The organism is Neopoerus faecalis, from assembly GCF_029218125.1.
Taxonomy (GTDB): domain Bacteria; phylum Bacillota; class Clostridia; order Oscillospirales; family Oscillospiraceae; genus Oscillibacter; species Oscillibacter faecalis_A.
Genome location: NZ_JARFXX010000001.1, coordinates 26,695 through 42,853, shown reverse-complemented (window position 1 = coordinate 42,853; position 16,159 = coordinate 26,695). Strand labels below are relative to the sequence as shown.

Sequence of the window (16,159 nt, the reverse complement as noted above, 5' to 3'; positions counted from 1 at the left end):
TTTCTCTATTTCTATCATAAAAAATTGTTTACAGCAACGGAAAAAGGATCGTTTCAAGAAGGTGAACGGCCTCCGGCAGATGGGACTGAGAAAGACCGGCGTAATTGACCACCAGCGTGTGGGCGGGAACGGAATCGGGCCGGTCGGCATACTCAGAGAGGAAGCTGAGGCGAAGTCCGGCGGCGGAGGTAAGCCGCCGCAGCTCGTCATCGGAGCGGGCGGTGTCCAGCGTTAAGAGGAAGTGGAGCCCGGCCCCCTCCTCGGAAAACGTTACCCGCTGGGAAAGCGGGCTGAGGCGGAACGCCTCAAGGACCGCGCCCCGGCGCTCCCGATACTCCTTCCTCATTCGGGCAAGATGGCGCTCATAGTGTCCCCCGGAAATGAAGCGGGCCAAAACGTGCTGCTCCAGCGCCGGAACGGTACAGGCGTAAAAGCCTAAATTCCGGCGATAGCGCTCCAAAAGCCGGGGCGGCAGCACCAGAAAGCCGAGGCGCATGGAGGGAGAAATGGTTTGAGAGAACGTGTTTAAGTACACCACCCGTCCCCGAGCGTCAATGCTTTGCAGCGTGGGGATGGGGCGGCCCGTAAAGCGAAACTCACTGTCATAGTCATCTTCAATGATGGTGCCGCCGGTGTCCTCCGCCCAGCGCAGCAGCGCTTGCCGGCGGGCAATGGGGGTAACGAGTCCGGTGGGGTACTGGTGATTGGGGGAAATGTGCAGGGCCCCGGCGCCGGAGGCGGCCAGCGCCGCCGGGTCGATGCCCTGTCCGTCCAGCGGAATGGGGACACAGGCAGCGCCGCAGGCCCGATAGACCTGACGGATTTTGGGGTAGCCGGGGTCTTCCACGGCAAAGGCCGTATCCCGGCCCAAAAGCTGGGCCAGCAGCAGGTAGAGATACTCGGCGCCGGCGCCGATAATGATCTGGGACGGAGAGACTGCCATACCCTTGAGGTCCCGCAGTTCATCGGCAATGGCTTGCCGCAGAGCGGGAAGTCCCTGATGGGGAACAGGGGACAGCAGAGCCTCCGGCGCCTCGGAGAGCACCTGCCGGGTGAGCTTTGCCCATGTGGAAACGGGGAAGCGTGCGGTATCCACCCGGTTGCGGCTCAAATCCAGCCGCGCCTGCGGCGACTGCGGCTCCGGGGGAACAGCGGCGGGCGGCTCCTCGGCGGCGGGCAGGGGTCGCTCCACGGCGGAGACGAAAAAGCCCCGCTTGGGCCGCGCCTGCAGATAGCCCTCTGCCTCCAACTGGCTGTACGCCCCCTCCACGGTGATGACGGAGACCCGCAGATGTTCCGCCAGCGCCCGCTTGGAGGGCAGCCGGGTCCCGGCAGGCAGCGCGCCGCTGAGAATATCTGAACGGATAGAGCGGCAGAGATATTCATATAAAGGTAGGGAGCCGCGCTCCTCCATAGGGTAGGTCAGCATGGTGGTTACAGGAAATCAGGCGCGGCGGGGGGCTCCAGTGTAGCCGCCTTGGCGGCGTCATAATAGTCCAGCAGCACGCACTGCCAGTTCGGCAGATAGAAAAGCGCCACCGCGAAGGACCATGCGGTGCACAGCAGAGACAGGGGGAGGGGCGTGGAGAGCGATAGATAGGCGGTAACGTCGCCGCCTACGGAGATGTACTGAGAGATATTTACAATCAGGTTCGGCAGCGCGGCCAGCACGATCCAGCCAAAATAGCTCAAATCCAGGTTGAATAGCTGCATTTTCATGCCCCGGGTCTGCCGCTTGCTGCGGTCCAGGGCCTCGAAGATGCCGATGTCCGGGTTTTCATAGAGATTATAAGCCGCGAAGCGGTAGCGGTAAAAGGCAATGAAGCCGGGGAACACAAGCAGCAAACTCCACAGGGCGGTGAAGGCGTTGACCACAAGGTTCAGGGCAATGAGCTTTCCGGCAAAGGAAAACCCATCAAATAATGTGGCGAACTCCATGCGCTCCCGGCGGCGGATTCCCATGAAATAGAGCACAAGGCCGGCACCGAGGACCCAAGAGAACAGCTCAGAGAGCGTGGTGATGAACATACCGGCCAGCCCCTCACTGGGGAGAAAGGAGATAAGGACATCTAAAAGCACCAGTACACTGTAGTACAGCACCATAAACGCCTTGGGGGAGACCTGCGCGGTCCGCAGCAGCTCCCGGGCCTGCGCCTTCAGAGCGGGACGGTTCAAAACAGTGTTCATAAAGACCTCCGTGCGCCTCCGAGGGAAGCGCGTTTTTGAAATTTCAGGATGAGAGCAGTGTAGCATATCTCTCAGCAAAAGACAAGGGAGCCGCCCACGGAAAACACGGCGGCGAGATTGTCAAAAAATCCACAGTGTTTTTCCAGAAAATAGCCGAAATCACAGGGACTTGGCAGGAAAGAGACAAATTTTCTACAAAAAATACGTTCACAGACTGGACATTTTTGAAATCATGGTGTAAAATCTGCTTCAGTATGTGGTAGTATGCCGAAGCATGGCCTGCCATGCCATTGCCAATGGTGCGGCAGGGCGTTCTTCGGCAGCTATCAATGGAGTAAAAATGAGGTGAAGACAATGGCACAAGCATTCTTTGGCGGCGTTCATCCCCATGATATGAAAGCCGCGACCAATGAAAAGGCCATCGAGCAGCTGGCACCGCCGGCCACCGTGGTCATCCCCATGTCGATGCACTTTGGCGCTCCCTGCACGCCTACCGTCAAGGTGGGCGATCAGGTCAAGGTGGGCCAGAAGATCGGCGAATTCAAGGGGCTGGGCGCCCCTATCCATGCCAGCGTTTCCGGTACAGTCAAGGCCATCGAGCCCCGTCCCTATTCCATGGGCGGCAACATGATGTCCGTGGTGATCGAAAATGATTTCCAGAACACAATCAGCGAAGAGGTCAAGGCACCTGCCGACCCCGATGCCCTGACGGTGGAGGAAATGATTGAGATCGTCAAGAACGCCGGTATCGTCGGTATGGGCGGCGCAACGTTCCCCACCCACGTGAAGATCTCCGGCGGCATCGGCAAGGTCAAGGACGTGCTCATCAATGGCGCTGAGTGCGAGCCCTACATCACCGGTGACCACCGGGCCATGCTGGAGCGCACGGCGGACATCATCGGTGGCGCTACCTATCTTGCCAAGATGTTCGGCGTGGACAAGGTTGTCATCGGCGTTGAGGACAACAAGCAAAACGGCATTGACGCGCTGAACAAGGTCATTGCCGAGAAGAAGGCCCCCGTTGTGGTGGAGCCCCTGCGCTGCCGTTACCCCCAGGGCGGTGAGAAGCAGCTCATTCAGGCCATCACCGGCCGTCAGGTGCCTCCCGGCGGCCTGCCTGCCGATGTGGGCTGCGCGGTGTTCAACATCAACACCACCATCTGCATCTACAAGGCCATTACCACCGGTATGCCCGTGGTGAACAAGGTCGTCACCGTGTCCGGCTCCGGCATTGTGGACCCCAAGAACATCGAGTGCCCCATCGGCACCCCCGTGTCATTGCTGCTGGATGCCTGCGGCGGCGTGAAGGACGGTACTTACAAGCTTATCGCCGGCGGCCCCATGATGGGCATGGCCCAGTATACCGCGGATATCCCCGTGGCCAAGGGCACCGGCGCTATTCTGGCGTTCTGCGAGAAGGAAGAGCAGACTGTTGAGCATCCCCAGTGCATCCGCTGCGGCAAGTGCGTTGCCGCCTGCCCCGTGCATCTGGAGCCTCTCTTTATGTATCAGTATGCCGAAAAGGGCATGGTGGATGAGCTGAACGCGGCGCACATCATGGACTGCATGGAGTGCGGCGCCTGCGCGTATGCCTGCCCCGCCCGGATGCACCTGACCCACATGTTCAAGACCGGCAAGCAGCTCGTCAAGAACAAGATGGCAGCCGATAAGGCCGCCGCTGAGGCCAAGAAGGCCGCGGCAGAAAAGAAGGAGGCATAAGAGATGACGGATTATAAGAATTTGAAGCTCATTGCCACTTCCAATCCCCATATCCGCGGCAGTGAAACCACCCGCACTATCATGCTGGACGTCATCATCGCCATGTGTCCGGCTCTGATTTGGGCCATCATTTACTTCGGTGTGGAGGCTCTGCTCCTCACCGCCGTGTCCGTCATTGGCTGCGTTGTCTTTGAGGGCCTGTACCGCAAGCTCATGCACAAGCCCCAGTCTGTCGGTGACCTCTCCGCTGTGGTCACCGGTATGCTGCTGGCCTTTGTCTGCCCCGCCACCACCCCGCTGTGGATGATTCTCATCGGTGACTTTTTTGCCATCGTTGTGGTCAAGCAGCTTTTCGGCGGCATCGGCAAGAACTTCCTGAACCCCGCTCTGGCAGGCCGTGCTGCTCTGCTGGCCAGCTATGCCGGCACCATGACCTCCTGGCTGCCTGCCGGCACCAAGGCCGCTATCGGCGGCGGTATGCCGGTGGATGTTGTGTCCGCCGCCACCCCGCTGGCCTATCTGAAGACCGGCAACATGGACGGTCTGAAGGAGATCGCCTCCGTGGGCGATATGTTCCTCGGCAAGATCGGCGGCTCCATGGGCGAGATCTCCGCGCTGATGCTGCTCATCGGCGGCGTGTATCTGCTGTGGCGCAAGGTCATTAATTGGCAGACTCCCGTAGCCTACATCGCCACCGTGGCCGTGCTGACCCTGTTGTTCCCCAAGGCCGGCTCCGGCGTTGAGTATATGCTCTACAGCATCTTCGGCGGCGGCCTGTTCCTCGGCGCCTTCTTCATGGCGACCGACTATGCCACCTCTCCCGTTACTGCCAAGGGCCAGCTCATCTACGGCATCGGCTGCGGCCTGTTCACCGTGTTCATCCGGTACTTTGGCTCCTATAATGAGGGCGTGTGCTACTCCATCATGGTGATGAACTGCTGCACCGCGCTCATCGACAAGTACACCAAGCCCGTTCGGTTCGGCGTGGTGAAATCCGACAAGAAGGAGGCAGCCGCGAAATGAGCAACGAAGTGAAAAACAAGGTCGATATGGATCCCAAGTACATCATTAAGCTGACTGTGACGCTGTTTTTGACCTGCATGGTTGTGGCCGGTGTTCTGGGCTGGGTCAACAGCATTACCAAGGACAAGATCGCAGCTATCACTTGGGAAAAGACTGTGACCGCTATGAAGGAGGTCATCAGCGCTGACGATTTCTCCGACGCTATGGACCTTACCGATGATATGACCGCCGCGGCTACCGCACAGGGCGGCACGCTGGCTGCCGTTTATCAGGCGCAGTCCGGCGGACAGCCCATTGGCTATGCCATCAATGTGGAGTCCTCCGGCTCTCAGGGTACCATCTCCATGATGGTGGGCATTGACATGGACGGCGCCGTGACCGGCGTTTCCATCGTCACCAACTCCGAGACCTCCGGTATCGGCTCCAAGGTCATGGGCAACGAGCCTCTGACCAACGGCACCGGCGTTCTGGACCAGTTCATCGGCAAGTCTGCCGCTGACGGTACGCTGTCCGTCGGCTCCAACGTGGATGCCATTACCGGCGCCACCGTGTCCACCAAGGGTGTGACCACCGGCGTCAATGCCGCGCTGGCTGTGGCCGGCGTTATCGGCTAAGAGAGGAGGACATTGAAACATGAATATCGGTAAGCAATTCAAGGACGGTCTGCTGACGCAGAACCCCGTTCTGGTTCAGGTGCTGGGTATGTGCTCTACCATGGCCATCACCACCTCCTTCTTCAACGGCATCGGCATGGGTGTGGCCGTTACCATCATCCTGACGCTGTCCAACATGATCATTGCCGCTATGCGGAAGATCATCCCCGATAAAATCCGTATCGCCATGTTTATCGTGGTGATCGCGGGCTTCGTGACCTGCGTGGACCTGTCCATTCAGGCGTTCCTGCCCGACCTTGCCAATTCTCTGGGTGTGTTCATCCCCCTGATCGTGGTGAACTGCATCATTCTGGGCCGTGCCGAGGCGTTCTCCTATAAGAACGGCGTTGTGGCCTCTATGTTTGACGGTATTTTCCAGGGCATCGGCTACACCTGGGTGCTGCTGGCCATGTGCATCATCCGTGAGTTCCTCGGCAAGGGCGCCTTCGGCGGCGGCGTGCTGGGCGCCAACGGCGTTCAGATCTTCCCCTCCGATTTCGGCGTGGGTATGCTGACGTTGCCTGTGGGCGGCTTCCTGGTGCTGGCTGCTCTGATCGCTGCCATGCAGTGGGCTCTGGCTCGTCCCAAGAAGGATAAGGAGGAGAGCAAATAATGGAAATCTTTAAGCTGCTTTCAATCACGCTGGGCGCGATCCTTGCAAACAACTTCATCTTCTCCCAGTTCCTGGGCTGCTGCCCGTTCTTGGGCGTTTCCAAGAAGGTGGATACCGCCGTTGGCATGGGCGTGGCCGTTACCTTTGTTATGGGTCTGGCCTCCGCCGTGTGCTTCGTGGTGAACCGGTTCATCCTGATCCCGCTGGACCTTGCGTATATGCAGACGGTGGCATTCATTCTGGTCATCGCTTCTCTGGTGCAGTTCATTGAGATGTTCCTGCAGAAGTCCATGCCCTCTCTGTACACCGCTCTGGGCGTGTACCTGCCCCTGATCACCACCAACTGCGCCGTGCTGGGCGTGGTGCTGCTGAACGTGCAGAACAACTACAACTTCATCGAGTCCGTGGTTTACGGCATTACCGGCGGCCTGGGCTTCCTGCTGGCCATCGTGCTGTTTGCCAGCATCCGTGAGCGTCTGGTGTTCGCTGATTACCCCAAGTGCTGGGACGGTTTCCCCATCGCGCTGATCACCGCCGGCCTGATGGCGCTGGCTTTCATGGGCTTCTCCGGCCTGAAGGTCTGGTAAGGAGGAAGGAAAGATGGGAAATATTATTTACGCCATTGTGGTTCTGGGCGCGCTGGGCGCTCTGTTCGGACTGATCCTGTCCGTGGCCTCCAAGATTTTTGAGGTCAAAAAGGACCCCCGCGAGGAAGCAATCCTCAGCCATCTGGCCGGTGCGAACTGCGGCGGCTGCGGCTATCCCGGCTGCGCCGGCTGCGCTGCCGCCATTTTAGCCGGCAACGCACCTGTGAACGCCTGCGCCCCCGCCGGCCCTGACAATGCTGCCGCTATCGCGGAGATCATGGGCATGGCCGCTCCCTCCGGCGAGCGTCAGGTGGCCTTCGTCCGCTGCAACGGCGGCGAGGCTGCTAAGAAGCGCTTTGAGTATGTGGGCGTGCATGACTGCCTCTCTGCCACCAAGGTTGCTGCCGGTCCTCTGGACTGCCGCTTCGGCTGCCTGGGCTTCGGCTCCTGCGTCAGCGCCTGCCAGTTCGGCGCCATGTCCATCGGCCCCAACGGCACCGCCGTTGTGGACCCTGAGAAATGCACCAACTGCGGCGCCTGCATGAAGGCCTGCCCCCGCGGCCTGATTACCTCCGTGCCCGCCAGCAAGAAGGTCCATGTGGCCTGTGCCAACCTGGATAAGGGCAAGGCTGCTATGAGTGTCTGCGGCAACTCCTGCATCGGCTGCGGCCTGTGCGAGAAGGAGTGCAAGAAGGACGCTATCCATGTGGTCAACGGCGTGGCTGTCATCGACTATGACAAGTGCGTGGGCTGCAAGCTCTGCACCAAGGTCTGCCCCCGTGACGCCATCCTCCCCAAGGCAACTGCTGAGGAGAAGGAGAAGTACAAGGCCATTAAGAAGACTCAGGCTGAGAAGGCTGCCGCTGCCAAGAAGGCTGCGGAGGAGGCTGCTGCCGCTTCTGCCCCGCAGGCATAAGTGCCTGAAGCAACACATGAAAAATCCCCGACACTTAGGTGTCGGGGATTTTTTTACTTTACAGGTGCAGCATTGGCTGTGAAGAGGCCGCTTTCAGTGCGGCGCAGTCCGGCAGGCGGCCATAGCGGGCCGTAACGGCCCGAATGTGCGCCGCTAATTCGTCGCTGAGCACACCGGGGGACAGGCGAAACTGCCAGTTGCCCTGCGCGGTGCCGGGGGTGTTGATGCGGCCAACATCCTCCGCTTCCAGCCAGTCCTGAAGCTGGGAGACAAACAGCTTGGCGGAGGTCATCATGCCGCCCCGGAGCATTCCGGCGCAGAAGCCCTCCTGCGGGTTCAGGCCCAAATATTGCGCCGCAAAGGTAAGAGCCTCCGGCTCCACCTCGCTTCGCCACGGCGAAAGCGGAGCGTTATCGTGGGTGCCGGTATAGTAGACACAGTTTTCAATGCAGCGATGGGGCAGATAGGGGCTTTGCCCCTGTGGGTTGTCAAAGGCAAATTCCAGCACCCGCATTCCCGGAAGACCGGAGACGCTCAGTAAAGCCGTGACCTCCGGGGCGGGGGTACCTAAGTCCTCAGCAATGAAGGAAAGGTTGGGGAACCAGCCGGTGAGGACACCAACCAAATCCATGCCCGGCCCCGGCATCCAATGTCCGTTTTTGGCGGTGGTCTCTCCGTAGGGAACGGCCCAGTAGGCGGCAAAACCCCGGAAGTGATCAATGCGGACTACATCATATAGCCGTGCCGCACCGTCAATGCGGCGAATCCACCAGCCGAAGCCATCGTGCTTCATGGCCTCGTAATCGTACAGAGGATTTCCCCAGAGCTGTCCGTCAGCGCTGAAGTAGTCCGGCGGGACACCGGCGACCTCTGTGGGAAAGCCGTGGGAATCCAGTTGGAACATAGCCCGCTCCGCCCAGACGTCGGCGGAGTCCATGGCAACATAAATGGGAACGTCCCCGATGATGCGGATGCCAAGGCTGTTGACATAGGCTTTCAGAGCGTTCCACTGGCGGAAGAACAGAAATTGTACATAAGTGTAAAATTCGATTTCCTCCTGTGCCTCAGCCCGGCAGCGCTTCAGCGCCTCTGGGCGGCGCAGACGGATGTCCTCCGGCCACTGCTGCCACGGTTTCATTCCAAACCGCTCCTTCAGCGCCATGAACAGGGCATAGCCCGGCAGCCACGCGGCGTTCTGCGCCGCAAAGGCGGCCACGGCGTCCCGGTCCCGCTGCCAGCCCCGGGCCTTTGCCAGACGCAGCAGGGGCAGGCGGTTTTCATAGACCGCGCCGTAATCCACCCGCCGGGGATCGTTCCCCCACTCGCGGGCGGACAGCTCCGCCTGCGTCAAAAGGCCGTCCTCCGCCAGCAACTCCAGGTCGATGAAATAGGGGTTTCCGGCGTAGGTGGAAAAGCTCTGATAGGGGGAGTCCCCATAGCCGGTGGGGCCGAGGGGCAAAAGCTGCCAGTACCGCTGCCCGGCAGCGTGAAGGAAATCCGCAAATTCGTAGGCGGCGCGGCCCATTGTGCCGATGCCGTAGGGGGAGGGCAGGGAAAACAGGGGAAGCAGGATTCCGGAGGCACGTTCCATGGCGGCACCTTTCCCGGCGGATACGCCGTATCAAAGATTTTCTTCATTTTAGCCGCTTCCGGCGGAAAAGTCAAAGCCCCTATGACCGGGCAGACGCTCTGACCGGCAGCTCCACGGTAAAGGTGACGCGGCCCTCCTTGCTCTCGGCCCAGATGCGGCCATGGTGATGGGTGACAATGTTCCGGGCGATGGAGAGGCCGAGGCCGTAGCTGCCTCGCTGAGTATGGGCCGAATCCACCCGGTAAAAGCGTTCGAAAATACTCCGCAGCTCCTCTTTGGGGAGGGCAGGGCCGGGATTGGACACCGACAGGCGGCACCGGCTGCCCTGTCGGGTGAGGACTGCCGTAACCTCACCGGGGACATCGGAATATTTCTGCGCGTTGTCCAGCAGAATATCCACTACCTGACGCAGATGCTGTCCGCTGCCAAGGACAGTGACCTCCGGCACGATGTCGGAGGTCAGGGTCAGGCCCTTTTCAAAAAATACTGGCTCAAAGGGCAGCAGAGCGTCGCTGACAAGGCGGCTGAGGTCCACCGGCGCAAAGCCGGAAAGAGAACGGCCGTTGTCCGTCCGGGCCAGCTCCAGCATTTCCTCGATGAGCCGGCGCATCTGCCGGGACATGGTGAGGATGTGGGCGGCGAACTGGCTGCGGCGGGCCTCGTCAAAGTCCGGGCTGTTCAAAAGCTCCGCGTTGGTCATAATGACCGTCAGGGGCGTTTTCAGCTCATGGGAGGCGTCCGCCACGAACTGCCGCTGTTGCTGCCACGCCTTTTCAACAGGCCGCACGGCCCACCGGGCCAGCAGCCAACTGATAAGCAGGAATGCGGCAAAGCACAGCACCGCGATGACCGCGCAGGTTTGCAGCAGATGGGACAGCATCGCCTGCTCACTGGACATATCGGCAAAGACGATGCGCTCCCCAAAGGGGGTGACGCTGCGGCAGTACCGCAGGCCGTATTCCGGCAGCATACCGATGGGCACATCGGATTCATCGGCGGCGGAGACCAGCGTATTGAGAAATTCCTCGTCCGTCAGGTCATAATAGCCGCTGCCCGCGGCGGTGAGGCTGCCATCCTCGTCCAGCTCCAGCATGAAAAACGGGAGCTGGACGCCCTCCGGCGGCTTTCCCGGACGGTTAGGGCGAAACGGCTCCGCCGCAATGCTTTGCAGCATGGAAACGCTCTGAGTTTCCAGTCCCGTCTGCGTAAAGTGGTACACAAGACCGAAGATGACGCCCATCATCACCGTGACGATGAGCATATTCACGCAGATGAATTTCAGCCGCAGACGCCGAATCATTCCGCCACCTCCAGATGGTAGCCCAAGCGGCGGATAGCCTCAATTTTCAGATTGGAGCCGATGCTCTGGAGCTTTTTCCGCAAAAAGCCCATGTAGACCTCCACATGATTTTCAACGGCGTTGGAATCGTAGCCCCAGACCCGGGCCAAAATCATCTCCTTGGACAGCACCCGGCCCTTGCCCTGCAGCAAAAAGCGCATGACGTCAAATTCCCGGGCGGATAGGCGGACGCTGTTTTCTCCGCATACCAGCGTACAGGAGGCAAGGTCCAGCGCGGTGTTTCCCATCCGCAGCTCGTCCACCTGATCGCCCTGCCGCCGCAGCAGGGCGTTGACGCAGGCCAGCAGTTCCCGGGAATCAAAGGGCTTTGTCAAATAGTAGTCCGCGCCGGCGTTGAGGCCCTGAATGCGGTCCTCGATGTCCGAGCGGGCGGTGAGCATCAGAATGGGCGTGCTGCACCGGTCGGCCCGCACCTGCCGGGCCACCTGAAAGCCGTTGAGCTTTGGCATCATCACATCCAAAATCAAAAGATCGTAAATGCCAAGCTCCGCGTATTCTGTTCCGGCCTCGCCATCGTAGACCGTCTCCACCTCGAAGCCCTTGCTTTCCAGAATGGCACGGATGGACTCCGCCACCATTTTTTCATCCTCGATCACCAGCACTTTCATACCTATGTACCTTATTTCGTGAGATTATTTGATGAGTCTACCATACGGCACTTCCCTGAAATAAAGCTGAAAGCTGCCGTGAAAGTTTTCAAAAAAGCCGTATTTTTTTCAGCGTCGGTTCAGCATTGGGTGTTACCTTGAAATACGCAAACTGAAAACTGCTGGAAAGGATGAAAAAATATGGCAGAGAATATGTCTTCACAGAAGACAGAGGGCAAGCTGAAGAAGCTGCTTTCGGGAAAGAAAGGCAGAAGGTGGCTCGTATTGTGCGTGCTGGCGGTAGCGGTCATCGGCGGAGGCACCGCGTTTTTGAGCCGCACCCGCGCCAAGGCCGCCAAGGCGGAGACTATCTACACCACCGCCAGCGTGGAAAAGCGGAGCATCACCAATGCCCTCACTGGCAGCGGTACGCTGCAGCCCGCCGATTCCTATACTGTTACCACGCTGGTATCCGGCGAGGTCCTTAGCGACACATTTGAGGAGGGCGATATCGTGGAGAAGGACCAGCTTCTCTACACCATCGATTCCTCCGATGTCTCCACCACGGAAACACAGGCCCAGACCAATTATACCCAGGCATTGAAGGCCAAGTACCCCACGGCGGACATCAGCGGCACCGTCAGCGAGGTGTATGTCAGCAACGGCGATGCTGTTTCCGCCGGTACGGAGCTGTGTCGGATCAGCGCCAGCAATGACCTGACCATCGATTTCCAATTCTCCTACGCCAAGGACGGGGACTTCTATGTGGGGCAGCCTGCAAAAATTTACCTCAACGGCTACGCAGGGTATATTGACGGTACGGTGGCCCAGATCGGTAGCAGTTCTGTTGCCAATGGCACCGGCATGAAAATGACCACCGTGCGGGTAAAGGCTGCGAATCCCGGTCTGGTCTCCGGGGACTGCACCGCCAGCGCCGTGGTAGGCAACTACACCAGCTACGGTCAGACCACCGTGAAGGTGGGTACCGGCTCCACCATTACCGCCACGGCCTCTGGCAAGGTCAGCGGCCTGACGCTGATGCCCGGCGACAGCGTTTCCAGCGGCCAGCGCATCTGCACCATCACCGGCGACAGCGTGGACAATCAGCTTCAAAACGCCAAGGCCAGTCTGGAAAACGCCCAGGACCGGCTGGACGATTATATGGTGACCTCCCCCATTACCGGCACCGTGGTGGAAAAGACGGTGAAGGCCGGGGACAACGTGGGTACTGGCAGCAATTCCAACAATACTCTCTGCATCATCTATGATCTGACGTATCTTGAGATGACGCTGAATATCGACGAGCTGGACATTGACAATGTAGAGGTGGGCCAGACGGTGAACATCACCTCCGACGCCAAGGCGGGCCAGACCTATACCGGCGTTGTCACCAAGGTGTCCGTGGTGGGTACAACCTCCGGTGGTACGACAACTTATCCTGTCACTGTCCGCATTGACGATACCGACGGCCTGCGGCCCGGCATGAACGTGGACGCGGAGATCGTGCTGTCCTCTGCCGACGGTGTGCTGGCCATTCCCAGCCTTGCGGTGAACCGGGGCGATACCGTCCTTGTGACCTCCGATTCCCCCAGCGCTGCCAATGCTCTGGAGCAGGAGGCTCCGGAGGGATACGCCTATGTGCAGGTGACCACCGGCGTCAGCGATGACAGCTATATTGAGATCACCTCCGGTCTACAGGAGGGGGACGCCGTGGCCTATCTGCGGACAGCATCCTCCGGCTCTGATATGATGATGAGCGGTATGCCCGGCGGCGATATGGGAGGCGGTATGCCCGGAGGCGGCGGAGGAATGCCCTCCGGTGGCCCCGGCGGCGGTGGCCCGGGAGGAGGCTTCTAAATGAGCGCTCTCATTGAATTTCAGTCCGTCTGCAAGTATTACCAGATGGGCGACACCACCGTCAAGGCGGCGGACCACATTTCCTTCCAAATTCAGAAAGGAGAGTTTGTGGCCATCGTGGGCCAGTCCGGCAGCGGAAAATCCACCTGCATGAACATCATCGGCTGTCTGGATGTTCCCACCAGTGGTGCGTATCTGCTGGACGGGCAGGACGTAGGCCGGATGGACCGCAACCAGCTTGCGGAGATCCGGAATAAGATGCTGGGCTTCATTTTTCAGCAGTATAACCTCCTGCCCAAGCTGAATTTGCAGGAAAACGTAGAGGTGCCGCTGATGTATGCCGGCGTTCCCAAGGCAGAGCGCCACGAGCGGGCGCGGCTGGCGCTGGAGCTGGTGGGCCTTGGGGATAAGCTGAAGCACAAGCCCATGCAGCTTTCCGGCGGCCAGCAGCAGCGGGTGTCCATCGCCCGGGCGCTGGCGGGGGACCCGGCGGTGATTCTGGCGGATGAGCCTACCGGCGCATTGGATTCCCACACCGGCCGGGAGGTGCTGGAAATGCTGAAAAGGCTCCACGATGCCGGAAACACGGTGGTGCTCATTACCCATGATAACTCCATCGCCGTGCAGGCACAGCGCATCATCCGTCTGGAGGACGGACACGTGATCTATGACGGGGACGCCCATGACCCTAAGGCCGTGGTGACCCTGGAGCTTGTGGGAGAGGGGGCGGAAGCATGAGCCTGCTGGAAACCTTTCAGATGGCGATTAAAAACATCCTCAGCAGCAAGATGCGAACGTTCCTCACCATGCTGGGTATCATCATCGGCGTGCGCGCGGTCATTGTCATCGTGGGCCTCGGCAACGGTATGCAGGGCTACATTGAGGACAGCTTTGCCGACATGGGCACCGACTCCCTGACGGTGCAGATCTTAGGCCGGGGTTCCTCCCGCAGCGTGTCCGAGGAGCAGATGTACGCGCTGGTGGAGGATAATCCCGACTTATTCAAGGAAATCTCCCCTACCGTTACCATGATGGGCGCGCTGAAAATCGGCAGCGACACGATTTCCACCTCCTCTATCACCGGTGTCAGCGAGGATTATTTTGATATGAAGGGCTACGAGGTGGCCCAAGGCCGGGGACTGGATTACGTGGACATGAACGCCCGGAAGAAGGTCTGCATCGTGGGCCAATACCTGAACATGGCCTATTTCGGCGGAAACGCCGTGGGCCAGACCCTGAAGATCAACGGCACCACCTTTACTGTGGTGGGCGTGATGGCCCAGAAGGGCAGCGAGCTGGAGGAGGGCGGCACGGATGACTGCGTGTTCCTGCCCTATTCCACAGCAGCCCGGCTGAGCTTTACCGGCACGATTGGCAGCTACACCATCACCGTGCAGGACACGGACAATATCTCCGAGGCCAAGACGTTTTTGGAGAATAAGCTCTACGATATTTTCTCCGATGATGACGCCTATACCGTCATCTCCATGGCGGAGATGGTAGAGGAAATGAACTCCATGGTAAACATGATCATCTACATTCTGGCGGGCATTGCCGCCATCTCCCTTGTGGTGGGCGGTATCGGCATTATGAACATCATGCTGGTGTCCGTCACGGAGCGGACCCGGGAAATCGGCATCCGCAAGGCCCTGGGCGCCAAGGAGGGAGCCATTCTGCGGCAGTTCGTCATTGAGGCCGCCACCACCTCTGCGCTGGGCGGATTGCTGGGTATCGGCTTAGGCTATGCCCTCTCGTCCGTTGCCACCACGGTCATTGCAACGCTGATGCCGGATACCCCCATTACCGTCAGCCCCAGTCTGGCGGCGGTGGCTATCGCCTTCGGCGTCTCCGCCGGAATCGGTATTGTATTCGGCTATCTCCCCGCCCGGAAGGCGGCAAACCTCAACCCCATCGACGCTCTGCGGTATGATTGACGTTTACGAACCGTTTACAAATTTTTCATGGCCATTTCAGAAATGGGGACTATGATACAGACATCACCAGTTGAGAGAGCCGCTTACCGGCCCGGCTGATGATTTCGAGAGAAAAAGCCATTCTTTCAAATAAACCCCAACGGCTTACTGCCCGCCCGGGAGGAGTCCCAAATCGGCAGACCAACCATTCCGCCGCTCAGCGGCGTTTCAGATAACCCTCTTTTTCATTACCCTTTTCTTTTTCCATTTCTTAAACGGCACCGGGACCGGAAGCGGACAGCTTCCGGTCCCGGTGCTTTTCGGCTGCTTGGGGCAGAGAATGGACAATTTCGGCCGATTTTCTTTGGAATTTTAAGTTTTATTTTGCGTTCTGCATTACAAAGAAGCTGAAAATAGCCTATAATAAATCAATTAGTCAAATTTTGACAAAGGGCGGGAAGTGTCTGTAGACAGGCGTTTTGAAAACGCCGTCTTTTGTATCTATGCCGGACGGGAACCGGCTGCTGTATGACGGGAGGACCATTGGATGATTTCCATGCTGCGGGAGCTGCTGACATTTTTAGGCGCACATTTTTATCTGGTCCTCATCGGCTGCGGCGAGCTGGTGCTGGCGGTAATTTTATTAACGGCGCTGTCAGAGCGGCGAAACGGCGCCCGACGGCGGGTGCCCGTGACCGTCCCCGGCTCCGGGCCGGAGCAGCTGATGCTGCGGGAACTGGCGGAGCAGGAGGACGAGGCGTGTCTGTTGCTGCGCCGGAGCGATTTGCTGCCGCTTTATGCGGCGGGGGACCTGACAGCGGTGCTGGGCGTGGGCGTTGACACCCTGCGAAACGATTTGGCCGCCGTACTGACGCAGCTCCAGACCCCGGAGGAGGGCCGCCGCTTCTGAAAGCAATACTGAAGCTGGGACGGTGGGAAGGACATTTCCGCAGACCTTCAGCTTCCAAATGGGCAGTGGGTCCGGGTGAAGGCCCACCGCTGCGGGGACAACGAATATGACCTTTTTATCATCCGCCGCGTCACGGCGGAGCGGGAGAAGGTGGCCGCCTATGAACGGTGGTTGCATCAGGCGGAGGAGGCCAGCCAGTTCAAGACCAGCTTCCTGTTCCGAATGTCCCACGAGATATGAACG

General features: G+C 59.3%; 17 protein-coding genes. 12 read left to right on the top strand and 5 right to left on the bottom strand.

Annotated features, from left to right (window positions below; all coding sequences use genetic code 11):
- Positions 1–28: 28 nt before the first annotated feature.
- On the bottom strand, positions 29–1,429 hold the full coding sequence (pdxR, locus tag PY311_RS00220) for a MocR-like pyridoxine biosynthesis transcription factor PdxR (RefSeq protein ID WP_286146653.1): 1,401 nt from the start codon (positions 1,427–1,429) through the stop codon (positions 29–31).
- Between the two features lie 5 nt (positions 1,430–1,434).
- On the bottom strand, positions 1,435–2,187 hold the full coding sequence (locus PY311_RS00215; RefSeq protein WP_286146652.1) for a DUF975 family protein: 753 nt from the start codon (positions 2,185–2,187) through the stop codon (positions 1,435–1,437).
- A 35-nt stretch (positions 2,188–2,222) separates the two neighbouring features.
- On the opposite strand from PY311_RS00215, the gene PY311_RS00210 reads away from it, so the two are divergent.
- The 7 genes from PY311_RS00210 to PY311_RS00180 all read left to right on the top strand — a co-directional run bounded on the left by PY311_RS00210 (position 2,223) and on the right by PY311_RS00180 (position 7,698).
- Positions 2,223–2,450: a hypothetical protein gene (locus tag PY311_RS00210; RefSeq protein ID WP_286146651.1), complete on the top strand. Its 228-nt coding sequence runs from the start codon at positions 2,223–2,225 to the stop codon at positions 2,448–2,450.
- A 91-nt stretch (positions 2,451–2,541) separates the two neighbouring features.
- Positions 2,542–3,906 (top strand): electron transport complex subunit RsxC, encoded by a 1,365-nt coding sequence (gene rsxC, locus PY311_RS00205; protein WP_286146650.1) that lies wholly within the window; start codon positions 2,542–2,544, stop codon positions 3,904–3,906.
- 3 nt (positions 3,907–3,909) lie between these two features.
- Positions 3,910–4,929, top strand: coding sequence for an RnfABCDGE type electron transport complex subunit D (locus PY311_RS00200; protein WP_286146649.1), 1,020 nt, complete (start codon positions 3,910–3,912; stop codon positions 4,927–4,929).
- On the top strand, positions 4,926–5,543 hold the full coding sequence (locus PY311_RS00195) for an RnfABCDGE type electron transport complex subunit G (protein WP_286146648.1): 618 nt from the start codon (positions 4,926–4,928) through the stop codon (positions 5,541–5,543). Before PY311_RS00200 ends, PY311_RS00195 begins: the two co-directional genes overlap by 4 nt.
- 19 nt (positions 5,544–5,562) lie before the next feature.
- Complete coding sequence (gene rsxE / locus PY311_RS00190; protein WP_286146647.1) at positions 5,563–6,195, top strand: electron transport complex subunit RsxE; 633 nt, start codon at positions 5,563–5,565, stop codon at positions 6,193–6,195.
- Positions 6,195–6,782, top strand: a complete 588-nt coding sequence (gene rsxA / locus PY311_RS00185) for an electron transport complex subunit RsxA (protein WP_286146646.1) — start codon at positions 6,195–6,197, stop codon at positions 6,780–6,782. The genes rsxE and rsxA overlap by 1 nt, the downstream gene beginning before the upstream one ends.
- Before the next feature lie 13 nt (positions 6,783–6,795).
- Positions 6,796–7,698, top strand: a complete 903-nt coding sequence (locus tag PY311_RS00180) for an RnfABCDGE type electron transport complex subunit B (RefSeq protein ID WP_286146645.1) — start codon at positions 6,796–6,798, stop codon at positions 7,696–7,698.
- A gap of 58 nt (positions 7,699–7,756) precedes the next feature.
- Here PY311_RS00180 and malQ read toward each other — a convergent pair whose 3' ends face one another.
- The 3 genes from malQ to PY311_RS00165 form a co-directional block, all read right to left on the bottom strand.
- Complete coding sequence (gene malQ / locus PY311_RS00175; protein ID WP_286146644.1) at positions 7,757–9,289, bottom strand: 4-alpha-glucanotransferase; 1,533 nt, start codon at positions 9,287–9,289, stop codon at positions 7,757–7,759.
- A 79-nt stretch (positions 9,290–9,368) separates the two neighbouring features.
- Complete coding sequence (locus tag PY311_RS00170; RefSeq protein WP_286146643.1) at positions 9,369–10,589, bottom strand: sensor histidine kinase; 1,221 nt, start codon at positions 10,587–10,589, stop codon at positions 9,369–9,371.
- Positions 10,586–11,257 (bottom strand): response regulator transcription factor, encoded by a 672-nt coding sequence (locus PY311_RS00165; protein ID WP_286146642.1) that lies wholly within the window; start codon positions 11,255–11,257, stop codon positions 10,586–10,588. The genes PY311_RS00170 and PY311_RS00165 overlap by 4 nt, the downstream gene beginning before the upstream one ends.
- 180 nt (positions 11,258–11,437) lie before the next feature.
- Between PY311_RS00165 and PY311_RS00160 the strand changes: the two genes are divergently transcribed.
- The 5 genes from PY311_RS00160 (at position 11,438) to PY311_RS00140 (ending at position 16,156) form a co-directional block, all read left to right on the top strand.
- Complete coding sequence (locus PY311_RS00160) at positions 11,438–13,093, top strand: HlyD family efflux transporter periplasmic adaptor subunit (RefSeq protein ID WP_286146641.1); 1,656 nt, start codon at positions 11,438–11,440, stop codon at positions 13,091–13,093.
- Complete coding sequence (locus PY311_RS00155; RefSeq protein ID WP_286146640.1) at positions 13,094–13,831, top strand: ABC transporter ATP-binding protein; 738 nt, start codon at positions 13,094–13,096, stop codon at positions 13,829–13,831.
- A complete protein-coding gene (locus tag PY311_RS00150; protein WP_286146639.1) occupies positions 13,828–15,027 on the top strand; it encodes an ABC transporter permease in 1,200 nt (399 codons plus the stop codon). Before PY311_RS00155 ends, PY311_RS00150 begins: the two co-directional genes overlap by 4 nt.
- A gap of 526 nt (positions 15,028–15,553) precedes the next feature.
- The gene (locus tag PY311_RS00145) at positions 15,554–15,916 is read left to right on the top strand and encodes a hypothetical protein (protein ID WP_286146638.1); all 363 of its coding nucleotides are present in this window, start codon (positions 15,554–15,556) and stop codon (positions 15,914–15,916) included.
- 75 nt (positions 15,917–15,991) lie between these two features.
- The gene (locus PY311_RS00140; RefSeq protein ID WP_286146637.1) at positions 15,992–16,156 is read left to right on the top strand and encodes a hypothetical protein; all 165 of its coding nucleotides are present in this window, start codon (positions 15,992–15,994) and stop codon (positions 16,154–16,156) included.
- The last annotated feature ends 3 nt before the right edge of the window (positions 16,157–16,159 follow it).